Here is a 17,618-nt window from a genome sequence, read left to right on the forward strand (position 1 = left end):
ATGCCTGAGAAGCGAGTGACCATCAACGACATCGCCAAGCTCGCCGGAACCTCCACGGCGACGGTATCTCACTACATCAATGGGAAGTACGACCGCATGAGCGACCAGACAAGGGCAAAAATCGCTCGGGTCATTGAGGAGACGGGGTACTCCCCCAACGCACGCGCCCAGGGCCTCTCAATGGGAAGCTCCAAGGTCATCGCCGTGCTCATCGAGAACAACACCAATCTGTGGGCGGGCCAGCTCGTTCGTGGCGTCGAGGAGGTCGCGCACGAGAAGGGCTACCAAACCGTCGTCTGCGACACGCATTTCGACCCGGCAGTCGAGAGCAGCTACGTCGAGAAGATGCTCTCCTTGGGGGTCGATGGATTTGTTATCCAGCCGACCAAGCGCTATCGAGGCGTCAGAAAGCGCTTGGAGCACGCTGGCATTCCCGTCGTCTTCTACGACTTCAACCTCGCCGACCTCTCCTGCACGTGGGTGAAGACCGACCTTTACGGGGGCGTCTATGACGCCATCGCGACATGCGTGGACAAAGGATACGAGGAGTTCTTCGTCATAGCCGCCGACCCGGAGAAGGCGCGGACAAGAGCGGATCGAATCCATGGCTTCGAGGATGCGCTCGCCGAGCGAGGGCTGACGTACCAGACTATCCCCATAGACGAGAAGGGGCCCTCTATTCCAGAGCTGCGCCACCGATTTGAGTACGGGCTCAAGACCAACCGCCGTTCCCTCATCTTCTGCATTCATCCCTGGGCGTTGGCGGCCACCTTCAAGGCGCTTTCCGGGATGCGCGAGCTGATGCCAGAGAGCGTTGGGCTTCTCGGAATGAGCAGCGAGGAATGGCCAGACCTCACCAACCCAAGCATCTCCACCATTGTCGAGCCTGTCGAGCAGGAGGGCAGAATCGCCTGCACGCTGCTTCTTGGCCTGCTTGAGAACCCCGACGCCACGCCAAGCCAGCGGATGCTCGGCTGCGAGACGCGCTGGCGCGAGTCGACGCTTTAGTCGACGCGAGGACGCGAGAGCGGCAGCGCGGCCCGCTAGACTGACGCGAGCCTCTCCGCCTCGTCTGCCACGGCGAGGTAGTCCTCAAGCGTGTCGCAGTGCACGGCCTTCCCTCTTAGCGACGCTGCCTCGGGCATGCCGCGCAGATACCATCCCGCAAGGCTCCGAGCCCGGCGCAAGTTGGCGCCCGTGGAGGCAAGGAGCCGCACATGGCAGCGAAACGCGGCCACGCGCTCGCGCGCGCCGTGCTGCGGGGGGTTCTCGCCCGAAAGGACCCGCCTTGCATCCGAGAAGATCCATGGGTTGCCGTAGCTTCCGCGGGCAATCATTGCCGCCGCGGCTCCGGTCTGAGAGACCATGCGAGCCGCCGCCCGGGCGTCCGTCACATCGCCAGAGCCAATAACGGGGACGTTCACCGCATCCGCGACGCGCGTGATCGCTCCCCAGTCGGCCCTTCCGTGGTAGAGCTGGTCGGCAAAGCGGCCGTGAATCGCAATCGCAGACGCGCCCGCGGCCTCCATCGCACGGGCGAACTCGGGAGCAACCTCCTCGCCCATGCGCCGGCCTCGTCGGATCTTCACCGTCACCGGAACGCGCCCGTCCGTCTCTTCGATGCAGGCGCGCACGAGCTCGGAGGCAAGCGCGGGATTGTCGAGAAGGGCCGAGCCCTCCCCCTTCTTTGTCACCTTGGGCACGGGGCAGGCCATGTTGATGTCGATGAGCGCGAGCTTGCCGCCCAGGCGCTGCGCAACGCCTGCCGCCGCCTCTCGGAAGAGCTCGGGCTTGGTGCCAAAGAGCTGCACGGCAAGGTCCGGCTCCGCTTCTGCCGGGTCCACGAGCTCCCAGGACTTCTCGCCGCCATAGTGAAGACCGGCGCACGAGACCATCTCGGTGTAGGCGAGCGCCGCCCCTCCCGCGCGCGCCATCAGACGGTATGCCGCGTCAGAGACGCCCGCCATCGGCGCCATGAGGAAGGGGTTCTTCTGAAGGCGCTCAAGAAGGCTCCCTCCGGCCGCGAAGGGCTCGATTTGCGGCGAGACGTGAGCAGGGCCGCCCCACGCAGCAAGCACGTCTGAGGGGCTTTGGCCTGCGGCGCATTCGGCATTCGTCATTGATCGTCCACCTTGAGGACGGCCAGGAAGGCCTCCTGCGGCACATCGACCGTGCCGATGGACTTCATGCGCTTCTTGCCCTCCTTCTGCTTCTCGAGGAGCTTGCGCTTGCGCGAGATGTCGCCGCCGTAGCACTTTGCCAAGACGTCCTTGCGCACCGCCTTGACGGTGGAGCGCGCGATGATCTTGTTGCCGATTGCGCCCTGGATGGGCACTTCGAACTGCTGGCGCGGGATTATCTCCTTGAGCTTGTCGCACAGGCCGCGCGCCATCGTGTAGGCCTTGTCGCGGGGTACGATGAACGAGAGCGCGTCCACGACCTCGCCAGCGAGCAGGATGTCCAGCTTCACGAGGTCGGTGGTGCGATAGTCGCCCATCTCGTAGTCAAGGCTCGCATAGCCCTTCGTGCGGCTCTTCAGCTGGTCGAAGAAGTCGAGGATGAGCTCTGCCAGCGGGATGTCAAAGTGAATCTCGACGGACTTCTCGGAGAGGTAGACCATGTCGTTGGTGGTGCCGCGGTGGTCAATCACGAGCTGCATCACGGCGCCCATGAAGTCCGGCGGGACGATGACCTTCGCCTTGAGATAGGGCTCCTCGATGTGGTCGATCTTGGTCGGCTCGGGGAGGTCCTGGGGGCTCGTGATCTCCACCATGGAGCCGTCGGTCTTGTAGACGTGGTAGTTCACCGACGGGCTCGTGGCGATGAGGTCGAGGTTGAACTCCCGCTCCAGGCGCTCCTTCACGACCTCCATATGCAAGAGGCCCAAAAAGCCAACGCGGAAGCCAAAGCCAAGAGCCACAGACGTCTCGGGGGTCCAGGTGAGCGAGGGGTCGTTCACGCGCAGCTTCTCGAGGGCGTCGCGAAGGTTCTCGTACTCCTTGTTGTCAATCGGGAAGAGGCCCGTGAAGACCATAGGCTTTGCCTCGTGGTAGCCGGGGCAGGCCTCGGCGCATGGACGCTCTGCATAGGTGATGGTGTCGCCCGTCTTCACGAGCGCGGGGTCCTTGAGGCCCGTGACAACGTAGCCCACCTCGCCGACGCCAAGCTCGTCGAGCGGCGTCTCGAGCGGGCGCTTGCAGCCCACCCCGTCGCAGAGGAACTCGTCGCCAAGCGCCATCATCTTGAGCTGGTCGCCCTTCTTGATCGTGCCGTCAAAGACGCGCACCGTAGCGATCACGCCACGGTACTCGTCGAAGTACGAGTCGAGAATCAACGCCTTGAGCGGCGCGCTGGCGTCCCCCTTGGGGGGAGAAATCAGATAGACGATGGCCTCGAGCAGGTCGTGGATGCCCTCGCCGGTCTTGCCCGAGACGAGCACGGCGTCGTCGGCAGGAATGGCGAGGTCCTCCTCGATCTCCTCCTTGACCTCGTCGGGATGCGCCGAGGGGAGGTCGATCTTGTTGATGGCAGGCACGATGTCGAGGTTGGCGTTCATGGCGAGCGTGGCGTTCGAGACGGTCTGGGCCTCGACGCCTTGCGTGGCGTCCACAACGAGCACGGCTCCCTCGCAGGCAGCGAGCGAGCGACTGACCTCATAGGTGAAGTCCACGTGCCCGGGGGTGTCGATGAGGTTGAACTCGTACTTGTCGCCATCGTCCGCGTCATAGATCACGCGCACGGCATTGCTCTTGATGGTGATGCCACGCTCCTGCTCGATGTCCATGGAGTCGAGCATCTGCGACGTGAGGTCGCGCTCGTCCACGGTATGCGTGAGCTCGAGGATGCGGTCGGATATGGTGGACTTCCCGTGGTCGATATGGGCCACGATTGAGAAGTTCCTGATGTGTGAGATATCTGTCTTGTCCATGCGAGACATGATAGCGCATAGACTTTGCCTTTCGCCCTGTTGGGCAGCTTTGACCTGAGGAATCCAAGGTCTTGCCGAGAGGTCATGGCGCGACGGCGCTTGCAAGCAAGGCGGAGGCTGGACAAGCTGTGAAAACTCCTAGAAAATTGGCTGGCCCGAGCCATATCAGCGGGAAACGAGCATCATTGCGAGTTCAGCTCTGCTATAATGCCGAAGTTGACCTCGCCGTGTCGGGTGCGGAACCCCACTTCCTCACCTCAACAGGGGCCTCACAGATAGGGATTGAAAGGAACCGCACGTGGCAAACATTAAGTCGCAGAAGAAGCGCATCATCACTAACGAGAAGGCACGCATTCGCAACCGTGCCGTCCGTTCTGAGCTGAAGACCGCCGTCAAGGGCGTTCGCGCCGCCGTCGAGGCTGGCGACAAGGACGCCGCTCAGGCTGCGGCCAACAAGGCTGGTCGCCTGCTGGACAAGGCGGCTTCCAAGGGAATCATCCACAAGAACCAGGCTTCCAACCGCAAGTCTGGCGTTCAGAAGCTCGTCAACTCCATGAAGTAGCTTCTCTCTCAGCAAGAAATGCAAGAATGGGCCCGGGGTGCTGCCTGGGCCCATTCTTTTGCCGAATTTCCGCACCTCTTCACGCCTCGTCCCGCGAAACGCCTACTGGCACCCAGGCCGCCAGGTGCCACGGACTCTGATGCTGCAGAAGTCGCGCAACCTGGCAGTTGAGCAGTGCGTGGGACGCCGGCGCCGTTGCGTGGGGCTCGCACCTCGTTGTGCGACAGGACAGAGACGACGTTGCGTGCGAGAGCTGAAACGCCGTCAAACGCCGTCCCCTAGGCGCGTCCGCAAATCTTGGTGATTAGAGAAATCATCGCGAGGTCCGGGTCGTCGCTTGAGCTCTTAAGGGTTCGCTCGCATGCAGCGCATTCTGCCAGGCAGCCCTCGAGCTCTCCGGGACCGAACGCCCTTGCCCACAAGGTGTAGCCCTTAACCTGCCAGTCCTTCTTTCCAAGCGTCTGGGCGAGGGAGCGCGACTCTCCCCTGCCGTCAAGCGAACGGGCGCAAATCAGCTCGCGCACTCGACCTGTGACAAGAACCAGAAGGCCAGTACGCTCGTAGTCGGGACGTTGCCATTGCTTTCTGATCGTCCCATACAGCTGAAGCGAGCGGGTGAGGTCGCGCGCGGAAAGCATTTTCAGAAACTCCCAGGGCTTCACCTCAACCGTTCGCGCAACATGCTCCTCGATTTCCGCTGCCGTTACGGTGCCCGGCATGCCGCCTTTTAGCTGGGAGAGCATCTTTAGCTGGTTGTCAATCATGGTGGTTGAGTCGCCCACGCGGTCAACAAGCGCGGTTGCGGCATCCCAGCCAATGGAAAGGTGATATGCGGCGGCGAGCTTTGAGACCTCTTTGGGAAGGTCTCTTCGCGTCGCCGGCGTGCAATCGATGACCGAGCGGGGCCCGACTTTTGCGAGTGCCTTGTAGAGACGAGTGTTCTTCTTGAGTGACTCGGAGCAGACGAGCAGCGTGCAGCTGGGGTTGGGGTTTGAAAGATACGAGATGATTGCTTCCGAAGCAGGTTTGGGCAGCTTCTCGGCGCTGTAGACGATCACGATCCTCGGTCCGTTGCCAACGGGCATCGTGTTTAGCGACGCAACAAGGTCCGCCGCATCGGTATCTCCAGAGGCGGTAATCTCTTCAAGGTTGAATACGTCGAGCCCCTCCTCGAGATAGCGCTTAAGGTGCGTAACCGTCTTCGTGCGCTTGAGCTCGTCCGCGCCTACCACCAGATATGCCGGAAGGAGCTTGCCCTTCTTGGCCATAGAAACCCCCTTTGCTGCCGAACGAGTCCTACTTTGCCACAAATCGTTCTGTCGGGTCACGCTTGGGCTCAAAGCGGCGAAGCGGTGCGAGTCGCATCGGCGACGCAATGCGACAAGGAGGCAAGATGGCAGGGCCGCCGGCTATTCCGAGCGCCCAAGGCGCGAGACGTCCCCCTTTGCGACGAGAACGCGCGGACCAGTTGGCGAGGGCAGCACCGTGACGTCCCCGCTGTCCATCGTGCAGAGAAAGAGCGAGCCGGCGTCTTCAAGCGTCTTGCGGCACTCGTCAGAAGGGTGACCGTAGTCATTTCCCTCGCCTGCGCTGGCAACGGATACCTCTGGATCGAGCAGGGCAGCCTCCTCTTCCGTCAACGAGATCGTCGAGCCGTGATGGCCCACCTTCAGAAAGTCGATGTCCCCAATGTCTCCTCGCTTGAGGCAACTAGCGGTCTCATCCCTCTCGGCATCGCCCGTCAGGAGCGCGGAGAGCGTAGAGCCGCCCCGCTCATAGGAAAGCGCAATCTCAAGCGAGTCGGCGTTGTCCTCGCCTGTAACCTCCCCCGTAGGCGAAACCACCTTCAGGGAGAAGGACCCTGCCTTGATTGCGTCGCCATATCCCAGCTCCTCAACGTCGCTCCCCGTAAGGTCTTTAGCCGCCGCCGAAAGCTCGCCTTGCATGTGCGAGCTTACCCCACGAGCAACGAAGACATGGTCGCAGCCAACGCGACCGACAAGGTCGTCCATCCCGCCAACGTGGTCGTCGTGCAGGTGCGTGAGGACAATGGCGTCGACGTGTAGGATTCCCTGCCTGGCAAGGCCGTCGGCAACCGAGGCGTCAGGCCCAGTGTCGACGAGAACGGCCGTGCCACCGTCCGCAATCAGAATCGCGTCCCCCTGTCCCACGTCGAGAACGCAAACCCGAGCTGGCTGAAGATAGCGACACCCCAGAAGGATGGCCAGAAGCGAGCCCAAGAAGCAAGAGACGCAGAGGGCCATTGGCCTTCTTTGGGGACGGGGCCACAAGACGAGAATGGCCCCTGCGAGAATGGCCGTAGCCATTCCGGCGACAGTCGGGCTCGGCTGCATCGCCACATAGGAAAAAGGAAGGCTCCCCAGCCTTCTCAAGACGTCGCAAAACAAGCAGGCAGCGGCATCGGCAAGGCCCAACACGGGTGCCTGAACAAACGAAGCCCAGCTCAGACATGCCGACGCGAGCCCAAGCGCCAGCATGGCGGAAAATGGCAGCGCCAAGAGGCAGTTGGCAAGCGGGGCGATGATAGAAACTCCGCCAAACGTAGACGCCGTGAGGAAGACGGTGGAAAGCTGTCCTACCACCGAGACGGCAAGCGTGTCGCGAAGCCTTGCCCGCAGGTCTGAGGCTTTGCGCGAAATTCCCGGCGCCCTGCGCACTAGCCAACGCGGAAGACGCCATCCGAACAGCACGTCCAAGAGATGCCGCACGTAGGGAACAAAGAGGCAAATTCCGACGACCGAGAGCACCGAGAGAAGAAAGCTGAGCTGACCGGATGACGCAGGTTCCACAAGCGCCATCGCCAGCGCTACCACAGAGACCGATGAAAGCGCATGAGACCTTCTTCCAACCAGTTTGGACGCCTGGGCGACCGACGCCATCCCCCATGCCCTGATTGCCGAGGAGGGAGCCCCGCAGAACAGCACGAAAAGGCCGCCGACGCCCAGCGTGACAGATCCCCGCAAGGCAGGCCGCATCCGCGTGCCCCTGAGCAAGCTGGAAAGGCATGCCGCGACAATGGCAAGGTGGCCGCCCGAGACAGCCACAAGGTGGGAGACCCCGCACGCAGCGAAGTCGTCGTCCAAGCCATATCCCGCGATGGCAGAGCGATAGCCGCAGACAGAGCCGGCAAGGATGGCCCTCCCCTCGCTCTGGCCAGGACTAAAGCTCTGGAGCACATGCTTTCTAAGCGAGAGCAGCGCTCCCCACGCGCCGGACTCAGGCTGAGAAGCCAGCATGTGCACCACGCGAACGCTACCAGAAATGCCCTGCATTCGAGAAGAGACTCCCCATTCGTCGCTTTCGTTTGCCGAGAAGCGCCCGACGCAAGCAAAGTGCTCGCCGGCTTCGAGCTGCTCTGGAGCGCTAATCCAAACTGCTCCCAGCTCGGAGCCGTCGCGCACGACCCTCGCCTTGCCGAACCATCCGCTCTCGCTCTCTGTCATGTCGTCAACCATTACAAACGACCAGCTTGAGACGGCGCTTGTCGAGAGCTTGCTCGACAGCCGCTCGATGTTCGAGCAGGCAAGCGACGACACGAGCGCTCCCGCAAAGGAGGCTGAGAGGACGAGCAGCGCGGTAGGGAGCCAGCCCGGAAGGGCCTTGCGCTCCCGACGCGCTCGAACGAGAAGCGCAACAAGGGTGCAGAGGGCTGTGGCGCCAAGCGCAAAGGCGCCCTTGGCGGATTCAAGCTCGATGCCCGCACGGAGAATGGCCCGCTCGGACATGAGCGCGGAGCAGAGCGCCCAAAGACTGGCCGGGATGGCAGGCCTGGCTGGCATGTGGCTAACCCTAGACACAGATAAGGTCCTTTACCTTCTCGAACTTCTTCTCGCCTATCCCCGATACGCGCATAAGGTCCTCTATCGTGGCAAAGGGGCCGTTCTGCTCGCGGTCTTGGACGATGTTGGCGGCAGTCGCCTCTCCCACCCCAGGAAGCGTCTGAAGGGTCGCCTCATCTGCTGTGTTGATGTTCACAAGCTGCGTTCCTGAGGATCCCGCAGCGCTTCCGCTTGCAGACGTCCCTGAAAGCGTCTCAGACAAGCCAGAGGACGTGGCCCCGCTTGCCGCATCCTCCCCTTGGCGCGGCACGTAGATCTTCTCGCCATCGGAAAGGGCCTCGGCGAGGTTTATTGACGTGGTGTCGGCATCGTCGGAAAGGCCGCCGGCGGCGGCAACGGCATCGTTGACGCGAAGCCCGTCACCTGAAAGCTCGTAGACGCCTGGCGACATGACCGCCCCGTCCACATGGACCACGACCTTGGTCTCTGTCTCTTGGCCCTCTTGTGCTACGGACCCTTCTTGAGCGTCTGCCTGACCTTGCGCCGCGTCAGAACTCTCGGACGAATCGCTGGCGTCGCCTGACGAGCTTCCATCGAGCTGCGTCTGCGTCTCCTCTCCGCGCTCAAGCGTAAGTCCCAATGTGCCGCTCGCCCTCACGACGCCGACCAGCGCCAGAGCTGCCACCAAGGTGGCGCAGGCAATGGCTGCCGCCCTTCCGCCCGTGATGCCAAACCGCTTTGCCAAGGCTCGCCGCTTCGGCGCCCTCTTGATCTGCCTCTGCGCCATCCCCTCCACCTCCTTAAGGAAATGGTGCCTCAGGGAGGCGTTAGCCGAACAGGCGTTCTCAGAAAGTGGTGCGGCTTCCTTTCGGGCAAATTGCGCCAATCTTACCGATGACCATCTTTTCCCAGCTAGAGCAATCTGTGTGGAGTCCCTCACAATGCGCCTTGCGAGAAGCGCCAAGCCCTCTAGCTGAGGCTCTAGAAGTGACGGTGCTGCACCGAACAAAGCCGAGGTCCAGCTGCGCCCGGCCGTGCGCAGGCGTGTCCAAACGCCAGCTGAAAACCTCACGAGCGGTCTATGCAACAAGTTTCCCAATCAGGAAGCACCAGCACGCGCCACAAAAAGCCCCCACTCGCAAGGAGCGGGGGCAAAACGTCACATGCCTAAAGAAGGGAATCGACAACTACTCGACTGGGTCGGAAGCTCCTCCGGAGCTGACGGCGACTGGCGCGTCGCCCTTGTCGGCAGCCTCGGCCGCGTCCTGTTCGCCTTCCACGGGCGTAGGGTCAGCCGGCTCCAGCTCGCTGTGATGCGGACGCAGCCGTCCCTTTGGTGCATGATAGCTGGGGCATTGCGAGAAGTCCTGATACTCAACGTGCTCCACGAGGTCATCGATCATCGCGTCGTGGTCGAAGAGGTCCCACGCAGCGAGAACCTCGCGCATCCGCGCGTGCGTCTCGGGACGGCGCGGCATGAAGAGCGTGCAGCAGTCGGGCGCCGTCTCGCATGAGATGTCATAGGTGCCAATCTCCTGGGAGCGGCGAATGATCTCCTGCTTGTCGGAGCCGATGAGCGGGCGAAGGATGGGCATCGTGACGCCCTCGTTTACGGCCGCGATGTTGTCTAGGGTCTGCGAGGCGACCTGTCCAAGCGACTCGCCGGTCACGATGGCCTTCGCGCCCTCGAGTCGCGCGATTCTCTCGGCCACGCGGTACATCACGCGTCGATACATGATGATGCGCAGGCTCTGGGGCACGACCAACGAAATCTGGCGCTGATACTCTCCGAAGGGCACAACGTACATGCGCCCGACGACTCCTGCGGGCGCAAGAGCGTCGACGATGTCGCGACAGAGCCACTCGCTGGTGTCGGACGTCATCGGTCTTCCTGAAAAATGCACGGGGATGCAGGTTGCTCCGCGGCGACCGACCATCCATGTTGCGACAGGAGAGTCAAAGCCGCTTGAGAGCAGCGTCACGACCTTGCCGGCAGTGCCCACGGGAAGACCTCCGACGCCAGGCATGGAAGCCGCGTAGACAAAGGTGCTCCCCTGGACGACATGCACGACCACCGTGACGTCGGGATTGTGCATCTCAACCTTCTTTGTGGGAAACGCCGCGCAGAGCGCGGACCCCACGATATGGTTCATGTCGATGGAGTGAACGGGATAGTTGGTGGAGCTGCGGCGCGCATGGACCTTGAACGTCTGGAAGTCGCCCGCCTCGCCAAGCGCCTTCACGGCGGCGGCGTTGTACTCGCCCTCGTCGAGACCGCACTTGTACGCAAGCGAGACGCGAGCCACCCCGGGGACCTTGGCGATGGCGCGTGCCATCTCAGGCGTGGCCTGCCCGTCCTCGGCCTCGACGACGACATAGCCCGAGATGCGCGCAATGCGCGAGACGGGATATGCCTTGAGGGCGCGGTGCAAATTCGTGACGAGCTGGTTCTCGAAGGTGCCACGGTTCTTGCCCTTAAGACCAATCTCGTGGTAGTGGACGAGGCAAAGTCTCTCGGTCATGGGCTACTGAGCAATCCCGTTGTTAGCGCCACGGATGTCGCGGTCGAAGTCCTCTTGGACAAATCCCAAGGTGCCGTCGTCGATCTCGTTCATGGCGATGGAGACGGTGTCCTTGCCAGAGGCGATCGTGGTAATGTCGTCAACCTCTTGGATGGCGGTCACGCGAAGGTGCTGACCGCGCAGCATGTTGTTGATGTCACAAGCACGCTTGGAGGCGACAGAGCACAGCAGGAAGGGATTGTGCTCAGTGCGCTCAAGCAGAGAGTCAATCTCAGGCTTAATAACGGACATATTAGTTGGTACCTCCATCTGACTCGTATGAATCTAGGGTGCGCTCAAGCTCGTCAGCGGCTCGGTCGAGGTCGTCGTTCACAATCCTCACGTCATAGAGCGGCGCGCACTCCATCTCCTTGCGGGAATTGGCAAGGCGGCACTCGATGGCCGCCTCGTCCTCGGTCTTGCGACCGCGAAGGCGACGCTCAAGCTCCTCCGCCGAGGGTGGTTCGATAAAGACGAGAACGGCGCCAGGAAATGCGTGCCTCACATTGAGGCCGCCCTGAACGTCGATCTCGAGGATGACGGAGCGCCCAGCATCGAGATTCTTCTGGACCTCGCTCTTGAGCGTGCCGTAGCGATGGCCATGGACGTTGGCCCACTCGAGAAACTCGCCCGCCTCAACGCGGCGCGAGAACTCGTCGTCATCGATGAAGTAGTACGACTCTCCATCAATCTCGCCTGGGCGCGGGGAGCGCGTGGTAGCAGAGACCGTCAGGCCCAGCTGAGGGCGATTGGCGCGAACTTTCGCAACCAACGTGCCCTTGCCCACGCCTGACGGTCCAGAGACTACGAAGAGCCTTGCGCAGCGAGACACTACTTGGAGAGCGCCTCGATAAGCTGCTCGCGCTGACGGGCGCCGAGGCCCTTGACGCGACGGGTGGAGGAAATGCCAAGCTCGTCCATAATCTTGGCTGCCTTCGCCTTGCCATAGCCGGGAAGCGACTCGATAAGAGTGGAGACCTTCATACGATTGGCGATGGGGTCATCGGAGTCGAGAACCTCCTCGAGAGTGACCTTGCCGCTCTTGATCTTCTCGCGAAGCTCAGCACGGGCATGACGCGCCTGGGCAGCCTTCTCGAGGGCTTCCTTGCGCTGCTCGTCGGTAAGCTGGGGTAGAGCCATAGTTCCTCCAAACATCAGGTGGTGAAGTACACGCTAGTGACAATCATTGCTATTGTCGCACGTGGCACAACTAGCTAGTTTGCCAATTTGCTCCGAACAATACAAGCCTTTTATTGAAACTACCTGCACTAACGCCATTTGTAGCACACAATCATCAATCCGCGGCAATCTCCTGAACGATAGCTTTAAAGGCTGCGGCCGGATTTTGGGCCTGGGTGATGGGCCTGCCAATCACGAGCTTTGACGCTCCTGCCGCAATGGCCGCTGCCGGAGTGGCGACGCGCTTCTGGTCGCCAACGGCGGCGCCTGCGGGACGTACGCCAGGCGTGACGATAAGCGCGTCGGGTCCGAGAAGGGCGCGCATGTCCGCCGCCTCCTTGGGAGAGCAGACGATTCCGTCAGAGCCAGCGCCGACGGCAAGCGACGCCAGGCGCGAGACCTCCTCAGAGAGCGGGCAGGTTATCCCAATCTCGCCCAGCGTATCCTGGTCCATGCTCGTGAGGACCGAGATGGCGACGAGGCGCGTGCGGTCGCGACCGGTTTTTTCCGCAGCCGCCTCTGCGCCCTCGCGAGCGGCAGCGACCATCGCGGAGGAGCCAAGCCCGTGTATGGAGAGAATGTCCGCGCCAGTGAGCGAGGCAGACTCCACCGCTCCCCTCACTTGGAAGGGAATGTCAAAGACCTTGAGGTCGAGAAACACGTTAAGTCCGCGCTCGTGCATCTCGCGCACGATGGAAGGCCCCTCAAGATAGAAGAGGGTCATGCCTATCTTGACCCACTTGGCCTTGCCGGAAAGGGTGTCGGCAAGCTCCATGGCGCGGTCTCGGTCACAGTCAAGGGCAACGATAATGGCGTCGCGCGCCTCGCTCTCAGTCAGCATTCGAAGGCTCCAATCAGCTCGTTGATGTCAGAGACGCCCTGCTCGTCCGCCCATGCGGCAAGCCCGTCCACCACGCGGGACGCGGAGGCAGGGTCATACATGTTGGCCGTTCCCACGCTGACGCTGGTTGCGCCAGCAAGGATCATCTCGGCAGCGTCCTCCCAGGTCTCGATGCCGCCGATGCCGTTGATGGGGATGCTCACGGCCTGTGCCGCCTCCCACACCATGCGCACGGCGATGGGATGGATCGCAGGGCCCGAGAGGCCGCCCGTCGGTCGCGAGAGCCTCGAGCGGCGCGTGTGCACGTCAATCGACATGGCATTTACGGTGTTTGTCAGCGAGAGGGCGTCTGCGCCGGCGTCCTCGCAGGCGCGCGCGATGTTCGAGACGTCGAGCGGAGCAAGCTTCACGAGCAGCGGTCGGGTGGTGAGCGGGCGCACCGCTCGGACGACCTCGGCGGCGTCCTCGGGCGTGCCGCCCAAGAGCTTTCCGCCGCGCGAGAGGTTGGGGCACGAGACGTTCACCTCGAAGCCGGCCGCCCATGGCGCGAGCGAGTCAAGAGCCTCCACGGCCGCCTTGCATTCGTCGACGGAATGGCCGACGGCTTGCAGGATGACGGCGCACCCACGCTCAGCAAGGCCAGAGAGGTAGTCGCCATACTCGGCGCAGAACGCCTCGGCGCCGGGGTTCTGAAGACCGACGGAGTTCAGGATTCCCGACCGCACCTCTGCCACGCGCGGCGCGGGGTTTCCGGGCCATGGCTCAGCTGCGACGCCCTTGCAGGTGATGGCTCCAAGGCGCGCCACGTCGTACATCCCCTCGAACTGCCAGCCATAGCCAAAGGTGCCCGAGGCGGTGTTAACGGGATTTCTCATCTGTATGCCGCCAAGGCTGACGGCCATTCTCGCCTTGCTCACCATGCCACCTCCTCGGCGTCGAAGACGGGACCATCCATGCAGCACAGGCGCGTGGAGCCATCAGCCATGGCAACGTTGCAGCAGCTGCAGGCCCCAAAGCCGCATCCCATCATGCGCTCGAGCGATGCCTGACAGGCAATGCCGGCGCCCGCGGCAAGGCGAGAGACCCCCGCCATCATGGGAGTGGGGCCGCAGGTGTAGGCGCTGCCATAGCTGCGCTCGGAGAGAAGCTCTTCCATCGCGCCCGTGGTAAAGCCGTGGTAGCCAAGGCTCCCGTCGTCGGTCGCAACGACGACGCGGCAGTCCGCGTCCCCTGACCCTGCGGCGCGCACGGCGTCAACGTCGCAGGCGACGACCTTATCGGCCGTCTGGGCGCCCAGGATCGCGTCAAAGGCGATACCTGCGGCGGAGAGCATCTCGGATGCTGCGACGATGGGCGGGATGCCGATGCCTCCGGACACCAAGAGCGCACGGCCGGACTTGGCGGGGAGGCACCAGCCATGGCCGCAAGGACCCACGAGCGTGCTTGCGTCGCCCGGCGCCATCTTGGACAGGCGGCGCGTGCCGTCCCCTACGACGGCATACTCTATCTGCACCGTCTTGCTGGCGGCCTCAGCGTGCGAGAAGGAGATTGGCACGCGGAGCACCTGCGCGGGGTTTCCGGGAACGGCAAAGTCCATGAACTCGCCAGCAGCGAGCTCCAAGGCGACGCCAGACTCAAACGTCATGCGAAAGACGCCATCGGCGACCTGCTCGTTCGACCTCACGACGAAGTCGAAGAGCTTGGCGCGAGCGTCGTGCACGGCGGGCATCTATGCCACCACGCCATCGGCGAGCGTGCGCTTCCCGTCCACGAAGACGTCGGTCGCCTGGCCCGTGAGCATCCAGCCCATGAAGGCGGAGTTGTTCGACTTGCCGCAGAAGTAGTCGGGAGTCACCGTGAACTCGACGGCGGGGTCGATGAGCGTGAGGTCGGCAGCCGAGCCCTTCTCAATCTTGACAGGCTTCAGGCGAAGGATCTGGCGCGGGTTTATTGCCATGACCTCCACCATGCGAGACCAGCTCATCTTCCCGGGGTTCACGAGCTTCGTGAGCATCAGCGGCAGAGACGTCTCGAGGCCGACGGTGCCGAAGAAGGCTATCTCCCACTCGCAGTCCTTCTCGTGCGGGGCGTGCGGGGCATGGTCGGTGACGACGCAGTCAATCGAGCCGTCGAGGATGCCCTCCACCAGCGCGTCGCGATCAGCGGGCGTGCGCAGCGGGGGGTTCATCTTGAGGTTGGTGTTGTACTCGTCCGTGATATCGTCCTCGCAGAGGAACAGGTGGTGAGGGGTGACCTCGCAGGTCACGGGCAGGCTCTCCTCCTTCGCGCGGCGAACGAGGTCGAGGCCCTTGGCAGTGGAGATGTGCGCGATGTGCAGCGGGCAGCCAGTCAGGCGGCAGAGCTCGATGTCGCGGTAGATCTCGAGCTCCTCGCCAAGCGCCGGCCAGCCGAACATGCCAAGGCGCGTGGAGGCCTTGCCCTCGTTGATAACTCCGTTGGTGGTGAGAGAGTTGATCTCGCAGTGGGCGGAGACAACGCGGTCGAACTGGGAGACGTACTCCATGCAGGTGCGCATCATGCCGGCGCTCTGCACGCCATGGCCGTCATCGGAGAAGGCGCAGGCGCCCTCCATCACCATGTCGCCAATCTCGGCGAGCTGCTCTCCCTTCTCGCCAGCCGTGAGGGCGCCGATGGGGCGCACGTGGCAAAGGCCCGCCTGGCGCGCATGGTCGAGCTGGTAGCGGATCTCGGCGCCCGTGTCGGTCACGGGGTCGGTGTTGGGCATCGTCGCGACATCGGTGAAGCCGCCATGCGTGGCCGCGCGTGCGCCCGTCTCGATGGTCTCCTTGTACTCGAAGCCGGGGTCGCGAAAATGCACGTGCATGTCCACAAGGCCAGGCACCAGGTAGCGCCCCTTGGCGTTGATGACCTCCGCGCCCGCGGGAGGCTCGAGCTCATTTCCCACGGCGGCAACCTTGCCGTCGTCAATCAGCACGTCGCAGACTCCGTCAAGGCCAACTTGGGGATCGACGGCGTGAGCGCCCCTAAGCAGAAATGCCATTGTTCTCTCCTCCCAGAAGCAGGTACATCTCGGCCATGCGGGTGAGGACACCAGCGTTGACCTGGTTCAGAATCCGTGAGCGCGCGCAGTCGGCGACGTCCGCGTTGATCTCCATGCCGCGGTTCATGGGACCCGGGTGGCAGATGATCGCGCCCGGCTTCATGCGGTTCACGCGCGCCATGTCAAGGCCATAGAGGCGGTTGTACTCGCGGCGGGACGGAATGGCCGCGCCCTCCATGCGCTCGAGCTGCACGCGCAGCATGTAGACGACGTCCATGTCCTCGATCACGTCGTCCAGGCTTGCCGTCTGCGGGCAGCCGAACCAGTCGGGGTCGTCCACCTGGAAGGTGGGAGGACCGACGAGCGTGACCTCGGCGCCCATGGTCTTGAGCGCGGGGGCAAGCGAGCCGCAGACGCGGCTGTGCGCGAGGTCGCCGACGATGGCAACCTTGAGCCCGTCCAGATGACCGAAGTTCTTGCGGATGGTATAGAGGTCGAGCATTGCCTGGGTGGGATGCTGGTGCTTGCCGTCGCCTGCGTTGATGACCACGGCGTCGGTGTTCTCCGAGATCTTCTGCGGCGTTCCTGCCAGACGGGCGCGGCAGACGAACATGTCGACGTTCATCGCGTCGATGGTCTGGATGGTGTCCGCCAAGCTCTCGCCCTTCACGACCGACGAGGTGGAGCCTCCCATGGAGAGCGAGTCGGCGGAGAGTCGCTTCTCGGCAAGCTCGAAGGAGCTCTTGGTTCGCGTAGAGGGCTCAAGGAACAGATTCACGATCGTGCGGCCGCGGAGTGCGGGGACCTTCTTGATTGTGCGCGCGTTGTTGATTCCCTCGAATGCCTGCGCGGTGTCGAGGATCTGCGTGATGTCGTCGGCAGTGAGGCTGTAGGTGTCGATGAGGTTCTTGACGGAGAGCATCTATCGAGCGCCCCCTTCCTGGGCCTTTGCGTCCTCGGCGGCCGGGTTGGTCCAAATTTCCACGGAGTCATGGTCGTCAAGCGGCTTGATGCAGACGCGGACGTCCTCCTCGTGAGAGGAGGGGACGTTCCTGCCCACGTAGTCGGCGCGAATCGGCAGCTCGCGGTGGCCGCGGTCGACCATCACGGCAAGCTGGACGGTCTTGGGCCGACCGTAGTCCATGAGCGCGTCAAGCGCCGAGCGGACGGTGCGACCGGTGTAGAGCACGTCGTCTACCAGCACGATGTTGCTGTTGTCAATCTCGAAGGGGATGTTGGTGCCGTGTACCACGGGCGCGATGTGGCGGCTGACGTCGTCGCGGTAGAAGCTGATGTCGAGCGAGCCCACCTTGGGGCGCACGCCCTCGATCTGCTCAATGGCATCGGCGAGGCGCTTGGCGAGAACCTCTCCCCTCCTGATGATGCCGATCACCTGGATGTTGGCAGACCCCTCGTTGTGCTCGATGATCTCGTGCGCAATGCGTGTCGTTGCGCGCTCCATCGCCTGGGCATCCATGATCTGGGCCTTGAGCCGTGCTTCTGTCATGGGTCTCCTCTCGTCTGAGGGGCATCCCCGCGCGCCCGCGCGCAAAAAAGGCGCCCCATCCCGCTCGTAGCGGTACGAGGCACCCAGAAGTCTTGGACGTATGTTGCGGCCGTTGGGCCAAACGCCTTGCGGGTATCTCGTACCTGCTTAAAGGACGGCTTCACTATACACGCTGCGGCATGAGCCAGAAGCGAGGATTCGGCGAGGGATTTTTCTCA

17 protein-coding genes are annotated in these 17,618 nt (G+C 62.9%); 2 read left to right on the plus strand and 15 right to left on the minus strand.

Annotated elements, in window-relative coordinates; translation table 11 throughout:
• Complete coding sequence (locus tag ACOYJL_RS01715) at positions 1-1,008, plus strand: LacI family DNA-binding transcriptional regulator (RefSeq protein WP_433568476.1); 1,008 nt, start codon at positions 1-3, stop codon at positions 1,006-1,008.
• Positions 1,009-1,043: 35 nt separating this feature from the next.
• On the opposite strand, the gene ACOYJL_RS01720 is transcribed toward ACOYJL_RS01715, so the two are convergent.
• Both ACOYJL_RS01720 and lepA read right to left on the minus strand, forming a co-directional pair.
• Positions 1,044-2,120: a tRNA dihydrouridine synthase gene (locus ACOYJL_RS01720; protein WP_433568477.1), complete on the minus strand. Its 1,077-nt coding sequence runs from the start codon at positions 2,118-2,120 to the stop codon at positions 1,044-1,046.
• Positions 2,117-3,928, minus strand: a complete 1,812-nt coding sequence (lepA, locus tag ACOYJL_RS01725; protein WP_433568478.1) for a translation elongation factor 4 — start codon at positions 3,926-3,928, stop codon at positions 2,117-2,119. Before lepA ends, ACOYJL_RS01720 begins: the two co-directional genes overlap by 4 nt.
• Before the next feature lie 298 nt (positions 3,929-4,226).
• Between lepA and rpsT the strand changes: the two genes are divergently transcribed.
• Positions 4,227-4,490, plus strand: a complete 264-nt coding sequence (gene rpsT / locus ACOYJL_RS01730) for a 30S ribosomal protein S20 (RefSeq protein ID WP_433568479.1) — start codon at positions 4,227-4,229, stop codon at positions 4,488-4,490.
• A gap of 278 nt (positions 4,491-4,768) precedes the next feature.
• On the opposite strand, the gene holA is transcribed toward rpsT, so the two are convergent.
• The 13 genes from holA to pyrR all read right to left on the minus strand — a co-directional run bounded on the left by holA (position 4,769) and on the right by pyrR (position 17,400).
• Complete coding sequence (gene holA / locus ACOYJL_RS01735) at positions 4,769-5,758, minus strand: DNA polymerase III subunit delta (RefSeq protein ID WP_433568480.1); 990 nt, start codon at positions 5,756-5,758, stop codon at positions 4,769-4,771.
• A gap of 141 nt (positions 5,759-5,899) precedes the next feature.
• Positions 5,900-8,308 (minus strand): ComEC/Rec2 family competence protein, encoded by a 2,409-nt coding sequence (locus ACOYJL_RS01740; RefSeq protein WP_433568481.1) that lies wholly within the window; start codon positions 8,306-8,308, stop codon positions 5,900-5,902.
• Positions 8,301-9,077: a helix-hairpin-helix domain-containing protein gene (locus ACOYJL_RS01745; RefSeq protein ID WP_433568482.1), complete on the minus strand. Its 777-nt coding sequence runs from the start codon at positions 9,075-9,077 to the stop codon at positions 8,301-8,303. Before ACOYJL_RS01745 ends, ACOYJL_RS01740 begins: the two co-directional genes overlap by 8 nt.
• A gap of 400 nt (positions 9,078-9,477) precedes the next feature.
• Positions 9,478-10,812 (minus strand): tRNA uracil 4-sulfurtransferase ThiI, encoded by a 1,335-nt coding sequence (gene thiI, locus ACOYJL_RS01750; protein WP_433568483.1) that lies wholly within the window; start codon positions 10,810-10,812, stop codon positions 9,478-9,480.
• Positions 10,813-10,815: 3 nt separating this feature from the next.
• On the minus strand, positions 10,816-11,103 hold the full coding sequence (locus ACOYJL_RS01755; RefSeq protein WP_433568484.1) for a DNA-directed RNA polymerase subunit omega: 288 nt from the start codon (positions 11,101-11,103) through the stop codon (positions 10,816-10,818).
• A gap of 1 nt (position 11,104) precedes the next feature.
• Entirely contained in the window at positions 11,105-11,683 is a 579-nt protein-coding gene (gene gmk, locus ACOYJL_RS01760) for a guanylate kinase (RefSeq protein ID WP_433568485.1), read from the minus strand.
• Entirely contained in the window at positions 11,683-11,991 is a 309-nt protein-coding gene (gene mihF / locus ACOYJL_RS01765; RefSeq protein ID WP_433568486.1) for an integration host factor, actinobacterial type, read from the minus strand. The genes gmk and mihF overlap by 1 nt, the downstream gene beginning before the upstream one ends.
• Positions 11,992-12,145: 154 nt before the next feature.
• Entirely contained in the window at positions 12,146-12,871 is a 726-nt protein-coding gene (gene pyrF / locus ACOYJL_RS01770; RefSeq protein WP_433568487.1) for an orotidine-5'-phosphate decarboxylase, read from the minus strand.
• The gene (locus ACOYJL_RS01775; protein ID WP_433568488.1) at positions 12,865-13,791 is read right to left on the minus strand and encodes a dihydroorotate dehydrogenase; all 927 of its coding nucleotides are present in this window, start codon (positions 13,789-13,791) and stop codon (positions 12,865-12,867) included. The genes pyrF and ACOYJL_RS01775 overlap by 7 nt, the downstream gene beginning before the upstream one ends.
• Positions 13,785-14,600: a dihydroorotate dehydrogenase electron transfer subunit gene (locus ACOYJL_RS01780; protein ID WP_433568489.1), complete on the minus strand. Its 816-nt coding sequence runs from the start codon at positions 14,598-14,600 to the stop codon at positions 13,785-13,787. Before ACOYJL_RS01780 ends, ACOYJL_RS01775 begins: the two co-directional genes overlap by 7 nt.
• The gene (locus ACOYJL_RS01785) at positions 14,601-15,893 is read right to left on the minus strand and encodes a dihydroorotase (protein WP_433568490.1); all 1,293 of its coding nucleotides are present in this window, start codon (positions 15,891-15,893) and stop codon (positions 14,601-14,603) included.
• Positions 15,877-16,815, minus strand: a complete 939-nt coding sequence (locus ACOYJL_RS01790; protein ID WP_433568491.1) for an aspartate carbamoyltransferase catalytic subunit — start codon at positions 16,813-16,815, stop codon at positions 15,877-15,879. The genes ACOYJL_RS01785 and ACOYJL_RS01790 overlap by 17 nt, the downstream gene beginning before the upstream one ends.
• Positions 16,816-17,400 carry a bifunctional pyr operon transcriptional regulator/uracil phosphoribosyltransferase PyrR gene (gene pyrR, locus ACOYJL_RS01795; RefSeq protein WP_433568492.1) on the minus strand — a complete coding sequence of 195 codons (585 nt, stop codon included), beginning with the start codon at positions 17,398-17,400 and terminating at the stop codon, positions 16,816-16,818.
• Positions 17,401-17,618 lie beyond the last annotated feature (218 nt).

The organism is Tractidigestivibacter sp., from assembly GCF_050946515.1.
Taxonomy (GTDB): Bacteria; Actinomycetota; Coriobacteriia; order Coriobacteriales; family Atopobiaceae; genus Tractidigestivibacter.